Raw genomic sequence first — 17,822 nt, 5'->3', positions numbered from 1 at the left:
CCCCCGGAGCGGCGCGCGCTTTTTTTTAGAAGCGCTCCAGCCGAACACGACTTCGTGGCGCGGGTCATGCCTGCGCGTGTTCGACAACCGCTCGTGAGGAAGAAACAAGCCGTGGCATCACTCGACAGCTTTCACTCCCGCCAGACCCTCACCGTCGGCGACAAATCCTACACCTACTACTCCATCCCCCATGCCGAGCAGGCCGGCCTCGCCGATGCGACGGCGCTGCCCTTCTCGATGAAGGTCATCCTCGAGAACCTCCTGCGGTTCGAGGACGACCGCTCGGTGAAGAAGGACGACATCTCCGCCACCGTCGCGTGGCTCGGCAACCTCGGCAAGGTCGAGACCGAGATCGCCTTCCGTCCCTCGCGCGTGCTGATGCAGGATTTCACCGGTGTGCCCGCCGTGGTGGATCTCGCGGCCATGCGCGACGCCATGGTGGCGCTGGGCGGCGATCCCCAGAAGATTAACCCGCTGGTGCCCGTCGACCTCGTCATCGACCACTCGGTCATCGTCGACGAGTTCGGCACCCCGAAGGCCCTGGCCGACAACGTGGCGCTGGAATACGAGCGCAACGGCGAGCGCTACACCTTCCTGAAATGGGGCCAGTCGGCCTTCGACAACTTCTCCGTCGTCCCCCCCGGCACCGGCATCTGCCACCAGGTGAACCTCGAGTTCCTGTCGCAGACGGTGTGGACCAAGACCGAAGACGGTACCGAGCTCGCCTATCCCGACAGCCTCGTCGGCACCGATTCGCACACCACCATGGTCAACGGTCTGGCCGTGCTCGGCTGGGGCGTGGGTGGCATCGAGGCCGAAGCTGCCATGCTCGGCCAGCCGCTCTCCATGCTGATCCCGGAAGTCGTCGGCTTCAAACTGTCGGGCAAGCTGCCCGAGGGCACCACCGCCACCGATCTCGTGCTCACCGTGACCCAGATGCTGCGCAAGAAGGGCGTGGTCGGCAAGTTCGTGGAATTCTACGGCCCCGGCCTCGACGACATGGCGGTGGCCGACCGCGCCACGATCTCCAACATGGCCCCCGAATACGGCGCCACCTGCGGCTTCTTCCCCATCGACCAGAAGACCATCGACTTCCTCAAGGTGACCGGCCGCGCCGACGACCGGATCGCGCTGGTGGAGGCCTATGCCAAGGCCCAGGGCATGTGGCGCGACGCGCAGACCCCGGACCCCGTCTTCACCGATTCCCTCGCCCTCGACATGGGTGACGTGCGCCCGTCGCTGGCCGGCCCCAAGCGACCGCAGGACCGGGTGCTGCTGGACGGCGCCAAGCCGGGCTTCGCCCAGTCCATGGAGACCGAGTTCAAGAAGGCCGCCGACATCGCCAAGCGCTACCCTGTCGAGGGGGCGAATTACGACATCGGCCACGGTGACGTGGTGATCGCGGCGATCACGAGCTGCACCAACACCTCGAACCCGAGCGTCATGATCGGCGCGGGGCTGCTCGCCCGCAACGCCGTGGCCAAGGGCCTGCGTTCCAAGCCGTGGGTGAAGACCTCCCTGGCGCCGGGCTCGCAGGTGGTCGCCGAGTATCTGGAGAGCGCGGGCCTGCAGGCTCCCCTCGACGCCCTCGGCTTCAACCTCGTCGGCTTCGGCTGCACCACCTGCATCGGCAATTCCGGCCCGCTGCCGGCGCCGATCTCGAAGGCGATCAACGACAACGACGTGGTCGCGGCGGCCGTGCTCTCCGGCAACCGCAATTTCGAAGGCCGCGTGAACCCCGACGTGCGCGCCAACTACCTGGCCTCGCCGCCGCTGGTCGTCGCCTACGCGCTCGCCGGCTCGATGCAGATCGACATCACCACCGAGCCGCTGGGCATCGGCTCAGACGGTCAGCCGGTCTATCTCGCCGACATCTGGCCCTCCACGGCGGAGGTCGCCGAGTTCATCGAGGCCAACATCACCTCGACCCTGTTCAAGTCGCGCTACGCCGACGTGTTCAGCGGCGACCATTACTGGAAGGCCGTGGAGGTCACCGAGGCCGAGACCTTCAAGTGGGATTCGACCTCCACCTACGTGCAGAACCCGCCCTATTTCGAGGGCATGACCAAGACGCCGGCGCCGATCACCGACATCGTCGAGGCCCGCATCCTCGGACTGTTTCAGGATTCCATCACCACCGACCACATCTCTCCGGCGGGCAACATCCGGGCGGCCTCGCCGGCCGGCACCTACCTGCAGGAGCATCAGGTCCGGGTGCAGGACTTCAACCAGTACGGCACCCGCCGCGGCAACCATCAGGTCATGATGCGCGGCACCTTCGCCAACATCCGCATCAAGAACCAGATGGTCCGGGACGAGAATGGCAATGTGGTCGAGGGCGGCTGGACCCTGTTCCAGCCCTCGGGCGAGCGGATGTACATCTACGACGCCGCCCAGAAATACGCCGAATCGGGCACGCCGCTCGTGGTCTTCGCCGGCAAGGAATACGGCACCGGCTCGTCGCGCGATTGGGCGGCCAAGGGCACCAAGCTCCTCGGCGTCCGCGCCGTCGTGGCGGAGAGCTTCGAGCGCATCCACCGCTCGAACCTCGTGGGCATGGGCATCGTGCCGCTGGTGTTCCAGGGCGAGACGTCCTGGGCATCGCTCGGCCTCAAGGGTGACGAGACCGTCAGCCTTCTCGGCCTCTCGGGCGACATCAAGCCGCGCCAGACCATGATCGCCGAGATCACCTCCGCCGACGGCACCAAGACGGAGGTGCCGCTCACCTGCCGGATCGATACGCTCGACGAGCTGGAATACTTCCGCAACGGCGGGATTCTTCCCTACGTCCTGCGCTCCCTGGCAGCGTAAGCCTACGATGCGAGGAAGGCCCTTCCCGGTCAGGGGAGGGCCTTTCGGCCCGGAAATTCCACCGGAATCTGAGCCGGCTTTGCAATTCCTCGAAACACCGTCCCATGGCGGTCGTTTCGGCCGTCCCATGGCGGTTGCGGGCGGCTCGAATTACGGTCCGCGCGGGCCTCGGGATGCGTCCTGCGATACGTCTCCATCGGTGAATTCCCGCCACAGCAGTACCAGCGCCGCCATCACCGCCGGGCCGAGGAAAAGCCCGAGCAGGCCGAACGTCTCGACCCCGCCGAGGATGCCGAGCAGCACCCAGAGGAAGGGCAGGCGGGTGGTGCCGCCGATCAGGACCGGCCTCACGAAATGGTCGGCGACGAAGGTGACGACGAAGCCCGCCGCCACCACCACCGCCGCCGGGATCACCGCCCCGCCGGCGAGAAGAATCAGCGCGGCGATGCCGAAGACCAGCGGCGCCCCGAAGGGGATCATCGCCGCCACCGCCGTCAGCGCGCCGAGCAGGACCGGATGCGGCACGCCCGCAAAATAGTAAACGATTCCAAGGATTACGCCTTCGCCCAGGCCGACCAGGACGAGCCCATCGACGGTGCCGTGGACGGAGGCCACCATCTGGCGCGCCACCCGCTCGCCACGCGGGCCGAACAGGCGGCCACTCGCCGTCAGCGACTGCCTGATGACAGCCCGCCCGTCGCGAAACAGGAAAAACAACGTCAGCAGGGTGAAGCCGAATAGCACAACCCGGCGAACCACTTGAGCCCCGAGGCTCTTGGTCAGGCCTATCGTCGTCGAGTTGTCGAGCTTGTGCAGGATCTCGGAGCCGGCGGATGGGTGGCTGAGATTCTCGTTCCACCAGGCACCGGCCCTGGCCGCGCCGTAGGGCAGATGGGACAGGAATTCGGGGGCTGGAATCCCGCTCTGCTCCACCGACTTCACCCAGGCCATCGCATCATGGGCCTCCCGCGCCGCCTGCACCCCGAGGACCACCAGGGGCGCCAGGAAGACCAGCGCTACCGCCAGGGTGAACAGGCTCGGCAGCAGGATGTTGTGCCCCCCGGGCGGCCACCGCCGCTCGGCCTTCGCGTAGAGCGGCCAGAGCGCGATGGCGAGGATCACGGCCCAGGCCAGGGCCGGAAGGAACGGGTGGAGCACCCACAGGCCGAGGGCGGACAGCGCCAGGACCAGGGCGATGCGTGCCCCACCTTGGGCGCGGCTGCGATGGTCCGTCGGCGGCTCCGCCGCATCGACAGAAATAGATTGTTCCATTCTCGTCACCTCTGCCGCCCCGTGGCACGCCTCACGCTCAACGAATTTCGGGCAAGGAGCCGGATGGACCCACGTCGAACAGGCCCGCGTCCGCATGTAGGTCAAGGCATCGCAGGGCGGAATGGTCCGGCGAGGCCCGCAGCCGCACGAAGACGCGAGCCTGGCCTGAGCTTCTGCCAAGGTTGCCCGCCACCACCCCCTCGTGTAAGGGACCGCCTTCGATCGGAAGCGGCGCGACGCCGCTTCGGGGGCATGCTGCGCGACCCGGGGGGCGCCGGGATCACGCGCCAGCCTCGGACCGGCCGCGCCCGCCACGAGATCCGATACCGGATCCGCCACGGCGCGCCATAGAGAAGAAAACGGCGAGAACGCATGTCTGACCAGCCGACCACCGCTACGTTCGACCGCGTCGCGGACATCATCGCCGACACCGCCGACATCCCGCGCGACACTATCTCGCCCGAGAGCCACGCCATCGAGGATCTCGGCATCGATTCGCTCGCTTTCCTCGACATCGCCTTCGCGGTGGATAAGGCATTCGGAATCAAGCTGCCGCTGGAGCGTTGGACCCAGGAGGTCAACGAGGGCAAGGTGCCGGCCGAGGAGTATTTCGTACTGAAGAACCTCTGCGCCCGCATCGACGCGCTGGTGGCCGAGAAGGCCGCCAAGGCCTGAAGGGCAAGCCCGGCCGGGCCGAGCCTTTGAGTGTCCAGCGGAGCCTCTAGTCCCCAGCGGAGCCTTTGACGCCATGCGCCTCGAGTATTTCGAGATGATCGACACGGTGACGAGTCTCGACAAGGCCGCCGGCCGGATCGAGGCGCTGGCTCACGTGCCGATGGAGAGCCCGGTCTTCGAGGGTCACTTTCCCGGCCATCCCCTGGTGCCCGGGGTGCTGCTCACCGAGACCATGGCGCAGGCGTCCGGTTACCTGCTCCTCGCCCATCTCGATTTCGTGCAGATGCCGTTCCTGATGGCGGTGGACAAGGCGCGGTTCCGCTCCTTCGTCGGCCCCGGCGCGACGCTCGTCGTGCAGGCGAGCCTGGAGCATGATGGTTCCGGCTACGCGGTGACAAAGGCCTCGATCCGCCACGAGGGCAAGCCGTTGGCCGATGCGGAGCTGCGGTTCCGGACGATGCCGTTTCCCGAAGGGCTCGATGCTCCCATGCGCGAGCGCGCCCGGCGGATCGGCCTGATGGATCGCGCCATTGCATCGGGGGCGCCCCCCGGCGGGGCGGTTCCGGCATGAGCAAGATCAGCATGAGTCAGCGCGACGTCGTCGTCACTGGTATCGGCCTCGTCTCCTGCGCCGGCGAGGGGATCGCCGCTCACCTCGAAGCCTTCGCGGCGGGCAGTCCAAAGGCCACGGATACGGAGCGCTTTGCGCCCTATCCGGTCCATCCCGCCCCGGCGCTGGTCCTCGACGGACAGATCCCCAAGAAGTCGGACCAGCGGCAGATGGAGGCGTGGCAGCGCCTGGGCGTCTACGCGGCCGGGCTTGCCCTCGACTCGGCCGGGGTGAAACAGGACGCGGCCTTCAAGGCAGCAATGCACCTCGTCGTCGCCTGCGGCGGCGGCGAGCGCGATACGGCGGTGGACGGTGCTATCCTGACCGGCCTGCGCGACGCGGCCGATCCGGGCGCCTATCTCAACGAGCACCTGCAGAACGACCTGCGCCCGACCCTCTTCCTGGCACAGCTCTCGAACCTGCTCGCCGGCAACATCGCCATCGTCCATGGGGTCACGGGCGCCTCGCGCACGTTCATGGGTGAGGAGGCTTCGGGCGTCGACGCCTTGCGCAACGCTCAGAGCCGTATCGCTTCAGGCCAGATCGACACGATGCTGGTGGGCGGTTCCTACAGCGCGGAACGTCCCGACGTCCTGGTCGTCCACGAGCTGGGCAGATATCTGCGGAAAGGCAACTTCCGGCCGGTCTTCGAGCGTCAGGGTGAAGGCGGGGCCGGCTTCATCCTTGGGAGTACCGCCGCCTTCCTAGTGCTGGAAGCCGCCGAAACCGCCGCCGCGCGCAAGGCGACGATCTTTGCCCGCCTGCTTCCGGTGGGGAGCGATCGTCCCAGGCGCGAGACCGGCAGCGTAGAACTCAGCCTCTCCGCCTTGTGGAAAAAGGCCGGCGCCAAGCCGGACATGCTAATTTCGGGCGCTACCGGCGTCGAGGGAATCACAGCTGAGGAGAGCACGGCACTGGGCGAACTTGCGCCTGGTGTGCCCGTCACGGCCCTCGGGGACATCACCGGCCACTCGCTCGAAGTCACGGCGCCGTTGGGGGCCGCACTCGCCGCCGCGCTCATCTCGGAGGGCAGGGCGCGCGAGGTCGCGATCACCACCGTTGGCCATCGCCGCGGTGAGGGCTTGGTCCGCTTGAGCGCGATGTCGTGACCCGCGGGGATACGGCTGTCAGCTCACCGAAATTCCGCTAAGACGGGTTCAACCGTGATCGATCGGCCCGAATGTTCGGGGCGGGGCATCTTCAAGGCCGTTCGGTCGGAACGATAGCAAGACGGCGCTATGACGAACTCCTCTCCCCGCGATTCACGAAGCTTCCGGGACAGCCATGGCCGGCCATTGGTCGCGGTGACAGGCCTCGGCATCGTCACGTCCCTCGGGCAGGGACAGGCCGACAATTGGGCTGCGCTCACCGCCGGCCGGTCCGGCATCCACAGCATCGCCCGTTTTTCCACCGATGGCCTGCGCACCCGTATCGCCGGGACGGTGGATTTCCTCGACACCGACCCACTCGTGGCGCCCGCATTGTCGCAGCGCTTCGCCGAGGAAGCGGCCGAGGAAGCGATCACCCAGTCCGGCATTGGTGCGAAGGGTGATTTCCCCGGTGCACTGTTCATCGCAGTACCGCCGGTGGAGATGGAATGGCCCCAGCGCCAGTCCCTGGCACAGGCGTCCGGCCAGAACGGCGACATCACCTATTCCGACCTCCAGCGGGCGGCATCGAGTGGACGGTTCGACGCCTGGCACGACCTCTTCATCTTCGCCACCGTAGCCGACAACATCGCCGACCGGTTCGGCACCAAGGGGTCGCCGATCTCGCTCTCCACCGCCTGTTCCTCCGGCGCCACCGCGATCCAGCTCGGTGTCGAGGCGATCCGGCGGGGCGAGATGCAGGCGGCTCTCTGCATCGGCACCGACGGTTCGGTAAACCCGGAATCACTGATCCGATTCTCGCTGCTCTCTGCTCTTTCGACCCAGAACGATCCACCGGAGGGGGCTTCAAAGCCGTTCTCCAAGAATCGCGACGGTTTCGTCATGGGGGAGGGGGCCGCCGCCCTGGTCCTAGAGAATGCCGAGTCCGCACGGGCGCGGGGCGCGACGATCCTCGGCTATGTCCTGGGCTGCGGCGAAAAGGGCGACGGCTTCCATCGCACCCGGTCGAGCCCAGACGGTGCGCCCGGCATCGCCGCCATCCGCGCTGCCCTGGACGATGCCGGCACCGAGCCAGATTCCATCGATACGATCAATGCACACGGCACATCGACGCCGGAGAACGACAAGATGGAGGCGTTGGGCTGCGCCGCTGTGTTCGGTGAGCGGATCCGCACCCTGCCGATCTCGTCGAACAAGTCGATGATCGGCCATACGCTGACCGCCGCGGGGGCCATCGAGGCGGTGATCTCGCTCCTCACCATCGCCCATGGCCGCATCCCGCCGACGATCAACTATGCGGTGCCGGACCCAGCCCTCTCCCTCGACGTGGTGACCACGGCCCGCGACGCCCGGGTCAGCCGCGTTCTGTCCAATTCCTTCGGCTTTGGCGGGCAGAACACCTGCCTCGTCCTTGGGGACGAGCCCGTATGACGACGGAAACCACCCGGCGCGTTCTCGTCACCGGGGGTGCCTCCGGCCTCGGCTCGGCCATCGTGCGGGCGCTGGTATATGCCGGCTACGACATCGCCTTCACCTATCGCTCCTCGGGCGATGCGGCGGAGCGCCTCGTGGCCGAACTCAGCCAGGCCAATCCCGGACGGGCGATCACCGCCCACCCTCTCGACCTCGCCGACCGCGATGCCTTGGAGGTTTTCTGCGAGGCCCAGGAAGGGGAAGCGTTCTACGGCCTCGTCCATAATGCCGGCCAATCCTACGACGTGCTGGCCGCGATGATGGCTCAGGACAAGGCCGAGGCGGCGATGCAAGTGAACTTCTGGTCGCTGACCCGGATCACGAAGGCACTGGTGCGCGGCATGATCCGAGGACGTTCCGGCCGCATCGTCGCCATCGGTTCGGTGGCAGCCCTACAGGCCAACCCGGGCAATGCTGCCTATGCGGCGACGAAGGGTGCGCTGATCTCCTATTGCCGGACGTTGGCGATCGAATCGGCCAAGCGCGGGGTGACGGTCAACGTCATTGCGCCGGGCTTCATCGACACCGAGATGATGGCTCCCTACGCCGCGCATCGTGACGGTATGGAGAAACAGATTCCCTTGGGACGCTTCGCCAAGCCTGAGGAAATAGCGGCGCTCGTGGCCTTCCTTATGGGAGATGCCGCGGCCTACATTACCGGCGCGGTTCTGCCGGTCGATGGCGGGCTGACGGCGATGATGGGTGTTCACCGGACCTGAGGCGGATGATCCTATGCGCTTCCGCCTCATCCTCGCGCTGGCTCTGGCAGCGGTTCCCGCCTTCGCCGAGACCGGCGCTTTCCGCGTCGACGGGCTTCCGCGCGGTGACGGGTTGAGCATCCGCGAGACCCCGGACGCCTCGGCGCCCGTGCTTGGCCAAGCGCCGGAAGGGGCGCGCCTGCGCGGCTTCGGCTGTACCAACGAGACGCCGAGCGGCCTCACATGGTGCCGGGTCAAGGCTGGCCCGATCCTCGGCTGGGCGCGGCGGCGCTACCTTGCGCCGGATTGAGCCAGGACGGCTTTCAGTCGATAAAGCCGCCTATCCATTCCAATCCCTCTTCCCCGAGGTGCGGAGTTATTGCGGAGGCCTCCAAGGAGGGCTCCAGATGGCACATGGGCCCTGGAGCCCCCCTTCGAGGCCTGCTGATGCGGGCGCCTCAGGACGAGGTGGTGCGAAGGAGGCTCGGGATCCGAAGCGCCTGACGAGAGACGAGACCGATGCAAGCCCTCCAACTCTTCGGTGACCGTGACCTTCGCCTCGGCGAGGTCGATCCGCCTTCCGCTCCCGGCCCGGGCGAGGTTCAGATCCGCGTGCGCGCCGTGGGATTGAACTTCATCGATGTCTGGGGCTTTCGCGGCATGGCCTTCGCCAAGCGCAAGATGCCTCTGACGGTGGGGGCCGAAGCCTCGGGCGAGATCGTCTGCGTCGGCGAGGGCGTGACGGATCTCCGCGAGGGCGACCGCGTGGTGATGTACGGCGCGCAGACCTGCGGCCGCTGCAAGGCCTGCCGGGAAGGTCGCGACAACCTGTGTGAGGACGTCTCCGGCGTCATGGGCTTCCATATCGACGGGTTCGCGCGCGAGCGCGTCACCATGCAGGCCCGTCTCGTGGTAAAGGTGCCCGATGGGGTAAGCTTCACCGATGCAGCCTGTGCGCCGATCGCCTTCGGCACCGTTCAGCACATGCTGTTCGACAATGCCAAGCTCGAACCCGGCGAGAGCATCCTCGTCCATGCCGGTGGCTCGGGCATCGGCACCGCCGCGATCAAGATGGCCAAGGCTATCGGCTGCACCGTGTTCACGACGGTAGGCGACGACAGGAAAGGCGAGATGGCAAAAGCCCTCGGCGCCGATCACGTGATCAATTATCGGAACGAACGCTTCGAGGGTGAGGTTCGCCGCCTGACTAAGCGAAAGGGCGTCGATGTGGTGTTCGAGCATGTCGGTCCTGACACTTGGAACGGCTCGCTCCTTTGCCTCAAGCGAGGCGGCCGCCTCGTTACCTGCGGCTCCACCTCCGGCGTCTCCACCACTATGAACCTGATGCAGTTGTTCCAGCAGCAGTACCGCATCACCGGCTCCTTCGGGTGCTCCATGGCCAACATCCGCCAGTCCCTGGCGAAGATGGCGGACGGGATCACGCCGGTGGTCGACACGGTCCTCCCCCTCGGGGACTTTTCACAGGGGCTGGAACGCCTGGAGTCGCGTAAGGTGTTCGGTAAGATCCTGGTGGCGATCGACTGACCTATCGTTGGGGCAAGCATGACTCGCATTCACCTCAGGCTGCCACTTCTCCAAAAAATGTTCTACACGAGCATGATAGCCACTTCCGGATAGTCTCGTGCTGCGTCTTGCCCTCGTCCTGAACCGCCATCTGCCCCGGATGGCGGGGATTGCCATGATTCCGCTCGTCCGCTGCCTGTTCTGGTTAGCGCGGATGCTGGGGACCGAGCGGGCGAGCCGGACCGGCGGGGCGATTGCGCGAAGGGTGGGGCAGTTCCTGCCGGCGAACCGTATCGCATTGGCGAATCTGCGTGCTGCTTACCCCGAGAAGGATGAGGCCGCGATCAGGGCGCTCGCGGCCCAGGCTTGGGACAATCTCGGCCGGACGGGGGCAGAATACGCGCATCTTGCCACCCTGTTCGATATCAACCCCAACGATCCGGCGAGTCAGCGGATGACCGTTGCCGGCGCCGAACATTTCGAGGCCTTGCGCGACGACGGCAAGCCGGGGCTCATCTTCGCTGCCCACCTCGCAAATTGGGAATTGCCAGCGATCTGCGCCGCTCGCTACGGGCTTGAGGCTACTGCGATCTTTCGCCCCCCCAACGACATCGCCTCAGCCCGCCTCGTCGCCGAGGTGCGCCGCGAGACCATGGGCGGGTTGGCGGCAGCGGGGCAAGGCGCCGTATTTTCGATGCAGGGCGTCGTGGAACGCGGCGGCCATCTCGGCCAGCTCATCGATCAGCATTTCACCCGCGGTGTGGTGGTGGAGTTCTTCGGCCGACCCGTTCTGGTGAACCCTTTGCTCGCCAAGCTCGCCAAGCATTACGAATGTCCCGTTCACGGGGTCCGCGTGGTGCGCAAGGACAATGCCCGCTTTCATCTCGAACTCACCCCACCCCTCGATCTGCCCCGTGATGCCAAAGGCGAGATCGACGTCCAGGGCGCGATGCAGGCGATGACCCGCGTGGTGGAGCAATGGGTCCGAGACAATCCCGGCCAGTGGCTCTGGATGCACAGGCGCTGGCGCCCGAACATGCTGCCAAAACCCAAGGTTGCCCCGCCGACACAGTCGGACTCATCCACGGCCCATCGAGACAACGTGTCTTCCGTTCCAGGCTGAGGCGCTGTCACATAGGTATATGGGCCGATCCGCTTCACGCATGCGCCGCTCCGCGCCAAGCCTCCTCGCGCTGACCATTGTCCTGACGCACATGGTGGGTCCGGCTCGCGCCGAGCCGCCCCGCGCGGTGATCGAACTCTTCACTAGCCAAGGTTGCGGCGCCTGCCAGCAGGCCTCCCGGATGATGGGAGAGTACGCTCAGCAGCCCGACGTTATCGCCCTGACACTGCCGGTCACCTACTGGGATTATCTCGGCTGGAAGGACGAGTTCGCGATTCCGGCGTTCACCGAGCGCCAGCGCGCCTATGCTCTCAGCCACGGTGAGCGCCAGCTCTTTACGCCCCAGGCCATCGTCAACGGCGAGCCGTCCCCGGTCCGGTCGGACCGGGCATTCCTGGACCGCAGCCTTCGTGCGGCACGACAATCGAGCGGCCTCATCGTATCGGTGAAGGCAACGGACCAGGGGGACCGTATCGCCATCGATATCGGCGCCGGACGCGGCACCGGCGAGGTCTGGCTGCTGCCAATCCTGCGCAGGCACCGGACAGCCGTCGCGCACGGCGAGAACAAGGGGCAGGTGGTGGATTACGTCAACGTGGTGCGCGGGATGCATCGGGTCGGAGCCTGGACGGGCCAAGCCACGCATTTCGAACTCCCGCGCACCCTCGTTCGTTCGGGCAATGCCGACGGTTACGTGGTCGTACTCCAGAGCGGGACGCTGGCCCATCCCGCTCGGATTCTCGGTGCCACGAAGGGTCCCGGCTTCTGAGCCACGGCCACTTCCCGCCTTCTGTGCCTCAGCCGATCCATTCCCCCGCGCGCATCACCGGTACCGCGCGCCCTTCGGCAGTAAGTCCGTCGACATCAATGTCGGCAGAGCCGATCATCCAGTCGATATGGATCAGGCTACGGTTTGCGCCACGTGCCGCGAGGTCGTCCTCACTGAAGCCTTCTCCACCATTGAGGAAACATTTGCTGTACGCCTGCCCCAGAGCAATGTGGCTTGCGGCGTTCTCGTCGTACAGGGTGTTGTAGAACAGCAGTCCGGAAGCCGAAATGGCGGACGAGGCCGGCACCAGGGCGACCTCGCCGAGACGGCGGGAACCCTCGTCCGTGTCGAGCACCCGCGCGAGGACGTCGCTTCCCGTGCGAGCCGTCGCCTCGACGATACGCCCCTCTTCAAACCGAACCCGGATACCGTCGATCAACGTGCCCTGGTATGACAGGGGCTTGGTGCTTGCCACATAGCCGTCCACCCGCAACTTGTGCGGCGTGGTGAACACCTCCTCGGTGGGAATATTGGCATTGCACAGGATGCCGCTGCGCGAGACGGATGCACCGCCGCACCATTCGTGATCGTCAGCGAGACCGACGGTGAGGTCGGTATCCGGCCCTTGAAACCGCACAGCCGCGAAGCGATGCTGATTGAGGATTTTAGTGCGGGCGTGGAGAGCATCGTTATGCGCCTTCCACTGGCCCACCGGATCGTCTCCGTCGACCCGGGACGCGGCGAAAATCGCGTCCCACAGGCGTGCCAGCGCCTCGTCCTCCGGGCAATCCGGGAAGACGGTCCGCGCCCACGGGCGGGTCGCCGCCGAGACGATCGTCCAGTTGGTGGCGAAGTTGGCGATAAGCTCAAGGGCCGGCACATAGGCCTTCGAGCGCGAGCGATTGGCGCGGGCGACCTTCTGCGAATCCTGGCCGGCCAGCAAGGATGGATCATCTCCGGCGATCGCCAGCCTCGCGGCCCCGTTGCGGAAGGCTTCGGCCATACCGCCGTAAAGCCAGCCCGCCGCAGTATCGAACGCGTCGTCAGGCGCGTGAGCGAAACGAGCCAGGGTTGCGGCATCGTCGGAATAAAAGGTTGTCACCAGGGACGCGCCGGCCTTGTAGGCTTCGGTGGTAATCGCGCGGGCGAGGGGCGCGGCTTCGAGCGGCGCGGTTATCACCAATTCCTGGCTATGCTTCAGCCCGAGCCCAATTCGGACCGCCACCTCGGCGAGGCGGCCGATCCGCTCGTCGAAGGGGAGGGCGATCGTGTCAGCCCCAGTGCTCGTCGTCATCACCCTGTCTCCTCAGCCCCACCCCGCATAGGCTGCGGGGACGACGCTCAGCAAGATCGGAATTCGTGGCGGGGTTTCAAGCGCGGGGCGGTCAGGCCGCGCGCGACCAGGTGATTTCGCCGAGATTCTCGCGGAAGGCAAAACGCATGAGGTGGTCGGCCACCACGTTTTCGAGACGGGTCAGACCGGCCGGGTCGGGGGTCGCCACACGCATCAGCAGGGCATCGGCTTCTGCCTGGAACGTGCAAATGCGATCCTCGCCGAACGGCACCGTACCGGCCGCATCCGTGGCCTCCACGGGGAACTTATGACTCCAATGGCGGCAAAGCTGCTTCAGGTAGCGGCTTGCCTCGGCAGTAGGAACTCTCGCCTGCGAGGTCGGCATCGTCTGGTCTCCTTCGGTCCCTGTAATTCAAGAGCACAGCCGGCAAATGGTTGTCGCCAGGCTGGGCAGGCCGTCATTGAGGGTGCGATCCGCCTCTCATGAAGGGGCCTAGATCGTTAACGCCCCCATAAGACGCTGCAGCGCACTCAAGCAGCACTCTCACCGCGACAACGCTTTAGATCGGAATTCGAACCCGATTTATGGCGCGTCGCGAGACGGATTGTGATCCTTTCTTGTGCGCCGCACAATGGGCTTGTGCAAAACGCGGATGAGCGTTCGGTTCGCTCCCGAAAGGCAAGGTCATGGCCCCGAATCCTATTCGGGAGGAAGCGCCGGAGGTGGATTTGCCGACATTGCTACGATCTTCCCAGGGTTTAGGAGATCGTGCGGATCGAGGGCGAGCTTGAACCGACGCATCAGGTCCAGGCCCACTGGATCGCCGTAAAGGCCCAGTTCGTCGCGCTTGATCAGGCCGATGCCATGCTCGGCGGCGATGGACCCGCCCATATCATGCACAATGTCGTGAACGATCCTATTGAAGCGAGCCCAATGCTTGAGGAAAGCGGCCTTCTCCATGCCGAGAGGCTGGCTGAGGTTGAAGTGGATGTTACCGTCGCCGAAATGCCCGAACGCGCAGACGCGCAGGCCCGGCATTTCGGCTTCGCAGGCTGCAATCGCCGTATCCAGGAAGTCGGCCAGACGCGAGAGCGGTACCGAGACGTCGTGCTTGATCGAACCGCCTTCGAGTGACTGAACGTCGGACAGGTTTTCGCGAAGCGCCCATAAGTTCGCGTTCTGCGTCTCGCTCAATCCGATGACTGCATCTTCAACGAGACCATCCTCAATCGAAGCGGCGAGGGCCTTCTCGAGGCCGCCCAAAGCCTCCGGCCCGGCGCGCGTCGTGGACATCTCGACGAGCGCGTAGGCAGCATGGTCGCCGGTGAGGGGGCGCAGAAATCCAGGCCTATGTTTCAGCACGATGTCGAGGCCGAAGCGCGGAATGAACTCGAATGCCGTGAGATCGCGTCCGACCGTCCGCTTCAACTTGTCGAAAAGGGTCAGAGCCGCGTGTGGGGACGACAAGCCAGCGAAACCCACCGCCCGCGACGAGGGCTTGGGATAGAGCTTCAGCACCGCCGCGGTGATGATTCCCAGCGTCCCTTCCGATCCGACGAACAGGTGTTTCAGGTCGTAGCCCGCATTGTCCTTACGCAGTGCGCTCAGACCGTTCCAGACTCGGCCATCAGCCAGCACCACTTCGAGGCCGAGCACGAGATCGCGCGTGTTGCCGTAGGCGAGGACTCCGGTCCCGCCGGCATTGGTGGCGAGGTTCCCGCCGATCGTGCACGACCCTTCCGAAGGCAGTGAAAGGGGAAACAGCATTTCCTCCACGTCGGCCGCCGCCTGAACCTCGGCGAGCAGGGCGCCGGCTTCGACGGTAATGCTGGCGCTCAGGCGGTCGATGGCGCGAATGCGGGAGAGACGACACAGGGACAGGACGATCCCGCCCTGTGGCACGCCGCCCCCCACCAGTCCGGTATTGCCGCCCTGGGCAACGATTGCGATTCCAGCTTCGGCGCAGGCCGCGACGACGAAGGCGACCTCGCCGGTATCGGCCGGACGGACGACGGCGATTGCGCTCCCCCGGAAGAGGCCGCGCCATTCCACGAGATGAGGTGCGATGTCAGCGGGCGCCGTGAGGACATGCTCCTCCCCCAACCGATCGGCGAGACGAGAAAGGAATTCGGCGGAAGCGATCACGGAAAGCTCGGGGCAGGAGATGAAGGGGCAACACGAGGGGTCAGGGCAGGACCGGCACGATGGCGGCGGGCGGCTCTCCTCATATAATAATGATAGTGACCCCTCTTTGCAGGGCGCAGGGCTGCCCCGCAACCGATCCGAGCAAACCCATCAGGAGGCGCCAGACCGATGCTGTCCGTGATCCCGAACCCACCCCGCATTGCCCTGCCTATCGTCGGCAGCGAAGACTTCTTCCCCGTGCGCCGCGTCTATTGTGTGGGGCGCAACTACGCCGCTCATGCCCGCGAAATGGGAAAGGATCCTGAGCGCGAGCCGCCGTTCTTTTTCATGAAGCCGGCGGACGCGCTTCAGATCGTCCCGGGCTCGGAGGCGGTGGATCATCCCTATCCGCCGCGTACCGCTAATTACCATTTCGAGGTGGAACTCGTGGCCGCTCTCGGACGCGGCGGGCGGGACATTCCCGCGACTGAGGCACTGGATCACGTCTACGGCTACGCCGTCGGCCTCGATATGACCCGCCGCGATGTTCAGGACGAAGCAAAGCGCCTTGCCCGCCCGTGGGACCTCGCCAAGTCAGCCGATGCCTCGGCCCCCATCGGACCGCTCCACCGGGTAGAAGGTCGCGGGCATCCGATGCGCGGCGCCATCGTGCTCTCAGTGGACGACATTTCCCGTCAAGCCGGCGACCTATCGGAGATGATCTGGTCCATCGCCGACCAGATCGCGCTCTTGTCCACCTATTTCGAGCTCCATCCCGGCGACCTGATCTTCACGGGCACGCCTTCGGGCGTCGGCGCGGTCGAGCGCGGACAGGCAATGGAGGCGGCCATCGAAGGCTTCGGCGCCATCCGCCTCATCGTCGTATGATCAGAACCCTCCTCGACCGACCGCTCTTCCAGTGGCTGTTCCAGTTCGGCGCCCTCGCGTCCCGGGGGATGACCCTCGGCGTGCGTGGCGTCGCCCTCGACGCGCGGGGCCGCGTCTGCCTCGTGCGCCATACCTATGTGGCGGGATGGCACTTGCCCGGCGGTGGCGTCGAAATCGGCGAGAACGCCGTCGACGCCATGGTCAGGGAGTTACGGGAGGAGGCCGAGATCGTGGTGGAGGAAGCGGACACGATGCGCCTGCACGGATTTTTCCGCAGCACCGCTGCCACGGGCCGCGACCACATCGTCGTCTACGTCGTCCCAGCCTTCACGCTCCTCGGACCAAAGCTTCCCGACCGGGAGATCGCACAATGCGACTTCTTCGCGCTCGACGCCCTGCCCGAAGGGACCACGCGGGCCACGCGCGAGCGCCTCGGCGAGATCGCCCATGGGCGATCCCCGGCGGCCGCGTGGTGAGGAAGCGAGAAAGTTGCCCGCCGGCAAAAGAACCACAAAACAGCCCTTGCCACGCCCGCCATAATGTTGTTTAGAGACGCCGTCCGGGGCCGCCGGCGGGTCTTCTCCTTCAGCGGCACGGCATAGTGAGCGGGTGTAGCTCAGGGGTAGAGCACAACCTTGCCAAGGTTGGGGTCGAGGGTTCGAATCCCTTCGCCCGCTCCAATTCATCCAACCGACTTATAGTACTGCGACAGGCCGCCTTCGGGCGGCCTTCGTCGTTTTCGCCTTGTAACGCATCTCCTGGCAGACGGTTATGATGCGTCGGCTTCCCGCACATCGCTTCATCCGGTGGCGACCTTCCAGACCTGTCGATGAACCAATGCGGCCCTCTGCATGTTGAGTGAACGACAGCAAGGGAAAAAACGTATGACATCAACGTGGATGACCCTCGAGGAACTCGCCTTGAACCGCCGGATTACGGTGGATGAGGCTCTCCGCATCGTGAACGATGCCCATTGCCCCAAGGTGTTTCGCGCGTCGGCGACTCTCTATCTGGTTTGAGGGTCATACGGGCATGTTTGGGTTTCGTTAACGATTGTTGCCTTCTATGCCCGTCCCGGCCCTGAACCACTGACTCCAGACCGAAGGAATACGACGCGATGAAATCATTCCGGATTGCCGCCCTCACGGCATTCGTAGCCTGCGCCGGCTTCGCCTCAGCATCCCAGGCTGCCCCCATATCGCTCGGCAAGGTGGATATCGCTCCGTCGGGCGCCGTGGAACATGTGCAGTATGGCTACGGCTATGGCTATGGTCACAGCGCCCGCTATTTGCGTCGCAAAGCCATCCGGCAGGAAATCCGTCGCGAGCGTCGTTGGGACGCCCGCCGCCGTGCTTGGCGCTACGGTTATTGAGCGTTACGCCATCGTCATGATTTGAATGAATTTAACGAAACAGCTCGGCGCCATCACTGTCTCTTTTACACATTTGAGC

18 protein-coding genes and 1 tRNA gene are annotated in these 17,822 nt (G+C 65.5%); 15 read left to right on the top strand and 4 right to left on the bottom strand.

The window, feature by feature from the left end:
- Window positions 1–111: 111 nt before the first annotated feature.
- Entirely contained in the window at window positions 112–2,811 is a 2,700-nt protein-coding gene (gene acnA, locus MBTS_RS05265; RefSeq protein ID WP_056142973.1) for an aconitate hydratase AcnA, read from the top strand.
- A 150-nt stretch (window positions 2,812–2,961) separates the two neighbouring features.
- On the opposite strand, the gene MBTS_RS05260 is transcribed toward acnA, so the two are convergent.
- On the bottom strand, window positions 2,962–4,083 hold the full coding sequence (locus MBTS_RS05260; RefSeq protein WP_192215217.1) for an AI-2E family transporter: 1,122 nt from the start codon (window positions 4,081–4,083) through the stop codon (window positions 2,962–2,964).
- Between the two features lie 372 nt (window positions 4,084–4,455).
- Between MBTS_RS05260 and MBTS_RS05255 the strand changes: the two genes are divergently transcribed.
- The 9 genes from MBTS_RS05255 to MBTS_RS05215 all read left to right on the top strand — a co-directional run bounded on the left by MBTS_RS05255 (window position 4,456) and on the right by MBTS_RS05215 (window position 12,064).
- Entirely contained in the window at window positions 4,456–4,758 is a 303-nt protein-coding gene (locus tag MBTS_RS05255) for an acyl carrier protein (protein ID WP_018044158.1), read from the top strand.
- A gap of 73 nt (window positions 4,759–4,831) precedes the next feature.
- Entirely contained in the window at window positions 4,832–5,329 is a 498-nt protein-coding gene (locus MBTS_RS05250; RefSeq protein ID WP_056142968.1) for a 3-hydroxyacyl-ACP dehydratase FabZ family protein, read from the top strand.
- Complete coding sequence (locus tag MBTS_RS05245; protein ID WP_238253725.1) at window positions 5,326–6,477, top strand: beta-ketoacyl-ACP synthase; 1,152 nt, start codon at window positions 5,326–5,328, stop codon at window positions 6,475–6,477. The genes MBTS_RS05250 and MBTS_RS05245 overlap by 4 nt, the downstream gene beginning before the upstream one ends.
- Before the next feature lie 129 nt (window positions 6,478–6,606).
- Window positions 6,607–7,908 (top strand): beta-ketoacyl-ACP synthase, encoded by a 1,302-nt coding sequence (locus tag MBTS_RS05240; RefSeq protein WP_147829676.1) that lies wholly within the window; start codon window positions 6,607–6,609, stop codon window positions 7,906–7,908.
- On the top strand, window positions 7,905–8,669 hold the full coding sequence (locus MBTS_RS05235) for an SDR family NAD(P)-dependent oxidoreductase (RefSeq protein ID WP_147829678.1): 765 nt from the start codon (window positions 7,905–7,907) through the stop codon (window positions 8,667–8,669). Before MBTS_RS05240 ends, MBTS_RS05235 begins: the two co-directional genes overlap by 4 nt.
- Before the next feature lie 13 nt (window positions 8,670–8,682).
- A complete protein-coding gene (locus tag MBTS_RS05230; protein ID WP_147829680.1) occupies window positions 8,683–8,958 on the top strand; it encodes an SH3 domain-containing protein in 276 nt (91 codons plus the stop codon).
- 209 nt (window positions 8,959–9,167) lie between these two features.
- Window positions 9,168–10,193: a zinc-binding dehydrogenase gene (locus MBTS_RS05225; protein ID WP_018044152.1), complete on the top strand. Its 1,026-nt coding sequence runs from the start codon at window positions 9,168–9,170 to the stop codon at window positions 10,191–10,193.
- A 97-nt stretch (window positions 10,194–10,290) separates the two neighbouring features.
- Window positions 10,291–11,295, top strand: a complete 1,005-nt coding sequence (locus MBTS_RS05220) for a lipid A biosynthesis lauroyl acyltransferase (RefSeq protein WP_147829682.1) — start codon at window positions 10,291–10,293, stop codon at window positions 11,293–11,295.
- 40 nt (window positions 11,296–11,335) lie between these two features.
- Window positions 11,336–12,064 carry a DUF1223 domain-containing protein gene (locus MBTS_RS05215; protein WP_056142950.1) on the top strand — a complete coding sequence of 243 codons (729 nt, stop codon included), beginning with the start codon at window positions 11,336–11,338 and terminating at the stop codon, window positions 12,062–12,064.
- 28 nt (window positions 12,065–12,092) lie between these two features.
- Here the strand turns inward: MBTS_RS05215 and MBTS_RS05210 are convergent, their stop codons facing one another.
- From MBTS_RS05210 to MBTS_RS05200, 3 genes are all read right to left on the bottom strand, one after another.
- Window positions 12,093–13,358 carry an aminopeptidase gene (locus tag MBTS_RS05210; protein WP_147829684.1) on the bottom strand — a complete coding sequence of 422 codons (1,266 nt, stop codon included), beginning with the start codon at window positions 13,356–13,358 and terminating at the stop codon, window positions 12,093–12,095.
- Window positions 13,359–13,449: 91 nt separating this feature from the next.
- On the bottom strand, window positions 13,450–13,743 hold the full coding sequence (locus tag MBTS_RS05205; protein WP_026175995.1) for a DUF2218 domain-containing protein: 294 nt from the start codon (window positions 13,741–13,743) through the stop codon (window positions 13,450–13,452).
- Window positions 13,744–14,058: 315 nt separating this feature from the next.
- On the bottom strand, window positions 14,059–15,504 hold the full coding sequence (locus MBTS_RS05200) for an FAD-binding oxidoreductase (RefSeq protein ID WP_147829686.1): 1,446 nt from the start codon (window positions 15,502–15,504) through the stop codon (window positions 14,059–14,061).
- 168 nt (window positions 15,505–15,672) lie between these two features.
- Here MBTS_RS05200 and MBTS_RS05195 point away from each other — a divergent pair, with 168 nt between their 5' ends.
- The 5 genes from MBTS_RS05195 to MBTS_RS05180 all read left to right on the top strand — a co-directional run bounded on the left by MBTS_RS05195 (window position 15,673) and on the right by MBTS_RS05180 (window position 17,743).
- Window positions 15,673–16,371, top strand: coding sequence for a fumarylacetoacetate hydrolase family protein (locus tag MBTS_RS05195; RefSeq protein ID WP_147829688.1), 699 nt, complete (start codon window positions 15,673–15,675; stop codon window positions 16,369–16,371).
- On the top strand, window positions 16,368–16,847 hold the full coding sequence (locus MBTS_RS05190) for an NUDIX domain-containing protein (RefSeq protein ID WP_187273317.1): 480 nt from the start codon (window positions 16,368–16,370) through the stop codon (window positions 16,845–16,847). The genes MBTS_RS05195 and MBTS_RS05190 overlap by 4 nt, the downstream gene beginning before the upstream one ends.
- Window positions 16,848–16,976: 129 nt before the next feature.
- Window positions 16,977–17,051 (top strand) — tRNA-Gly (locus MBTS_RS05185).
- 204 nt (window positions 17,052–17,255) lie between these two features.
- Window positions 17,256–17,390 carry a hypothetical protein gene (locus MBTS_RS23975; protein ID WP_280529913.1) on the top strand — a complete coding sequence of 45 codons (135 nt, stop codon included), beginning with the start codon at window positions 17,256–17,258 and terminating at the stop codon, window positions 17,388–17,390.
- 98 nt (window positions 17,391–17,488) lie between these two features.
- Entirely contained in the window at window positions 17,489–17,743 is a 255-nt protein-coding gene (locus tag MBTS_RS05180) for a hypothetical protein (RefSeq protein WP_018044143.1), read from the top strand.
- The last annotated feature ends 79 nt before the right edge of the window (window positions 17,744–17,822 follow it).

This window comes from Methylobacterium bullatum, assembly GCF_014845095.1.
Classification (GTDB): Bacteria; Pseudomonadota; Alphaproteobacteria; order Rhizobiales; family Beijerinckiaceae; genus Methylobacterium; species Methylobacterium bullatum.
Note: the sequence above shows the minus strand (reverse complement) of the source record. Positions and strands in the feature narration are given on the sequence as shown.

Excerpts from the sequence above, each read along its gene's own strand:
- MBTS_RS05260 (WP_192215217.1), bottom strand. The coding sequence starts at position 4,083 with ATGGAACAATCTATTTCTGTCGATGCGGCGGAGCCGCCGACGGACCAT.
- MBTS_RS05255 (WP_018044158.1), top strand. The coding sequence starts at position 4,456 with ATGTCTGACCAGCCGACCACCGCTACGTTCGACCGCGTCGCGGACATC.
- MBTS_RS05250 (WP_056142968.1), top strand. The coding sequence starts at position 4,832 with ATGCGCCTCGAGTATTTCGAGATGATCGACACGGTGACGAGTCTCGAC.
- MBTS_RS05245 (WP_238253725.1), top strand. The coding sequence starts at position 5,326 with ATGAGCAAGATCAGCATGAGTCAGCGCGACGTCGTCGTCACTGGTATC.
- MBTS_RS05240 (WP_147829676.1), top strand. The coding sequence starts at position 6,607 with ATGACGAACTCCTCTCCCCGCGATTCACGAAGCTTCCGGGACAGCCAT.
- MBTS_RS05235 (WP_147829678.1), top strand. The coding sequence starts at position 7,905 with ATGACGACGGAAACCACCCGGCGCGTTCTCGTCACCGGGGGTGCCTCC.
- MBTS_RS05230 (WP_147829680.1), top strand. The coding sequence starts at position 8,683 with ATGCGCTTCCGCCTCATCCTCGCGCTGGCTCTGGCAGCGGTTCCCGCC.
- MBTS_RS05225 (WP_018044152.1), top strand. The coding sequence starts at position 9,168 with ATGCAAGCCCTCCAACTCTTCGGTGACCGTGACCTTCGCCTCGGCGAG.
- MBTS_RS05215 (WP_056142950.1), top strand. The coding sequence starts at position 11,336 with ATGCGCCGCTCCGCGCCAAGCCTCCTCGCGCTGACCATTGTCCTGACG.
- MBTS_RS05210 (WP_147829684.1), bottom strand. The coding sequence starts at position 13,358 with ATGACGACGAGCACTGGGGCTGACACGATCGCCCTCCCCTTCGACGAG.
- MBTS_RS05205 (WP_026175995.1), bottom strand. The coding sequence starts at position 13,743 with ATGCCGACCTCGCAGGCGAGAGTTCCTACTGCCGAGGCAAGCCGCTAC.
- MBTS_RS05195 (WP_147829688.1), top strand. The coding sequence starts at position 15,673 with ATGCTGTCCGTGATCCCGAACCCACCCCGCATTGCCCTGCCTATCGTC.
- MBTS_RS05190 (WP_187273317.1), top strand. The coding sequence starts at position 16,368 with ATGATCAGAACCCTCCTCGACCGACCGCTCTTCCAGTGGCTGTTCCAG.
- MBTS_RS23975 (WP_280529913.1), top strand. The coding sequence starts at position 17,256 with ATGACATCAACGTGGATGACCCTCGAGGAACTCGCCTTGAACCGCCGG.
- MBTS_RS05180 (WP_018044143.1), top strand. The coding sequence starts at position 17,489 with ATGAAATCATTCCGGATTGCCGCCCTCACGGCATTCGTAGCCTGCGCC.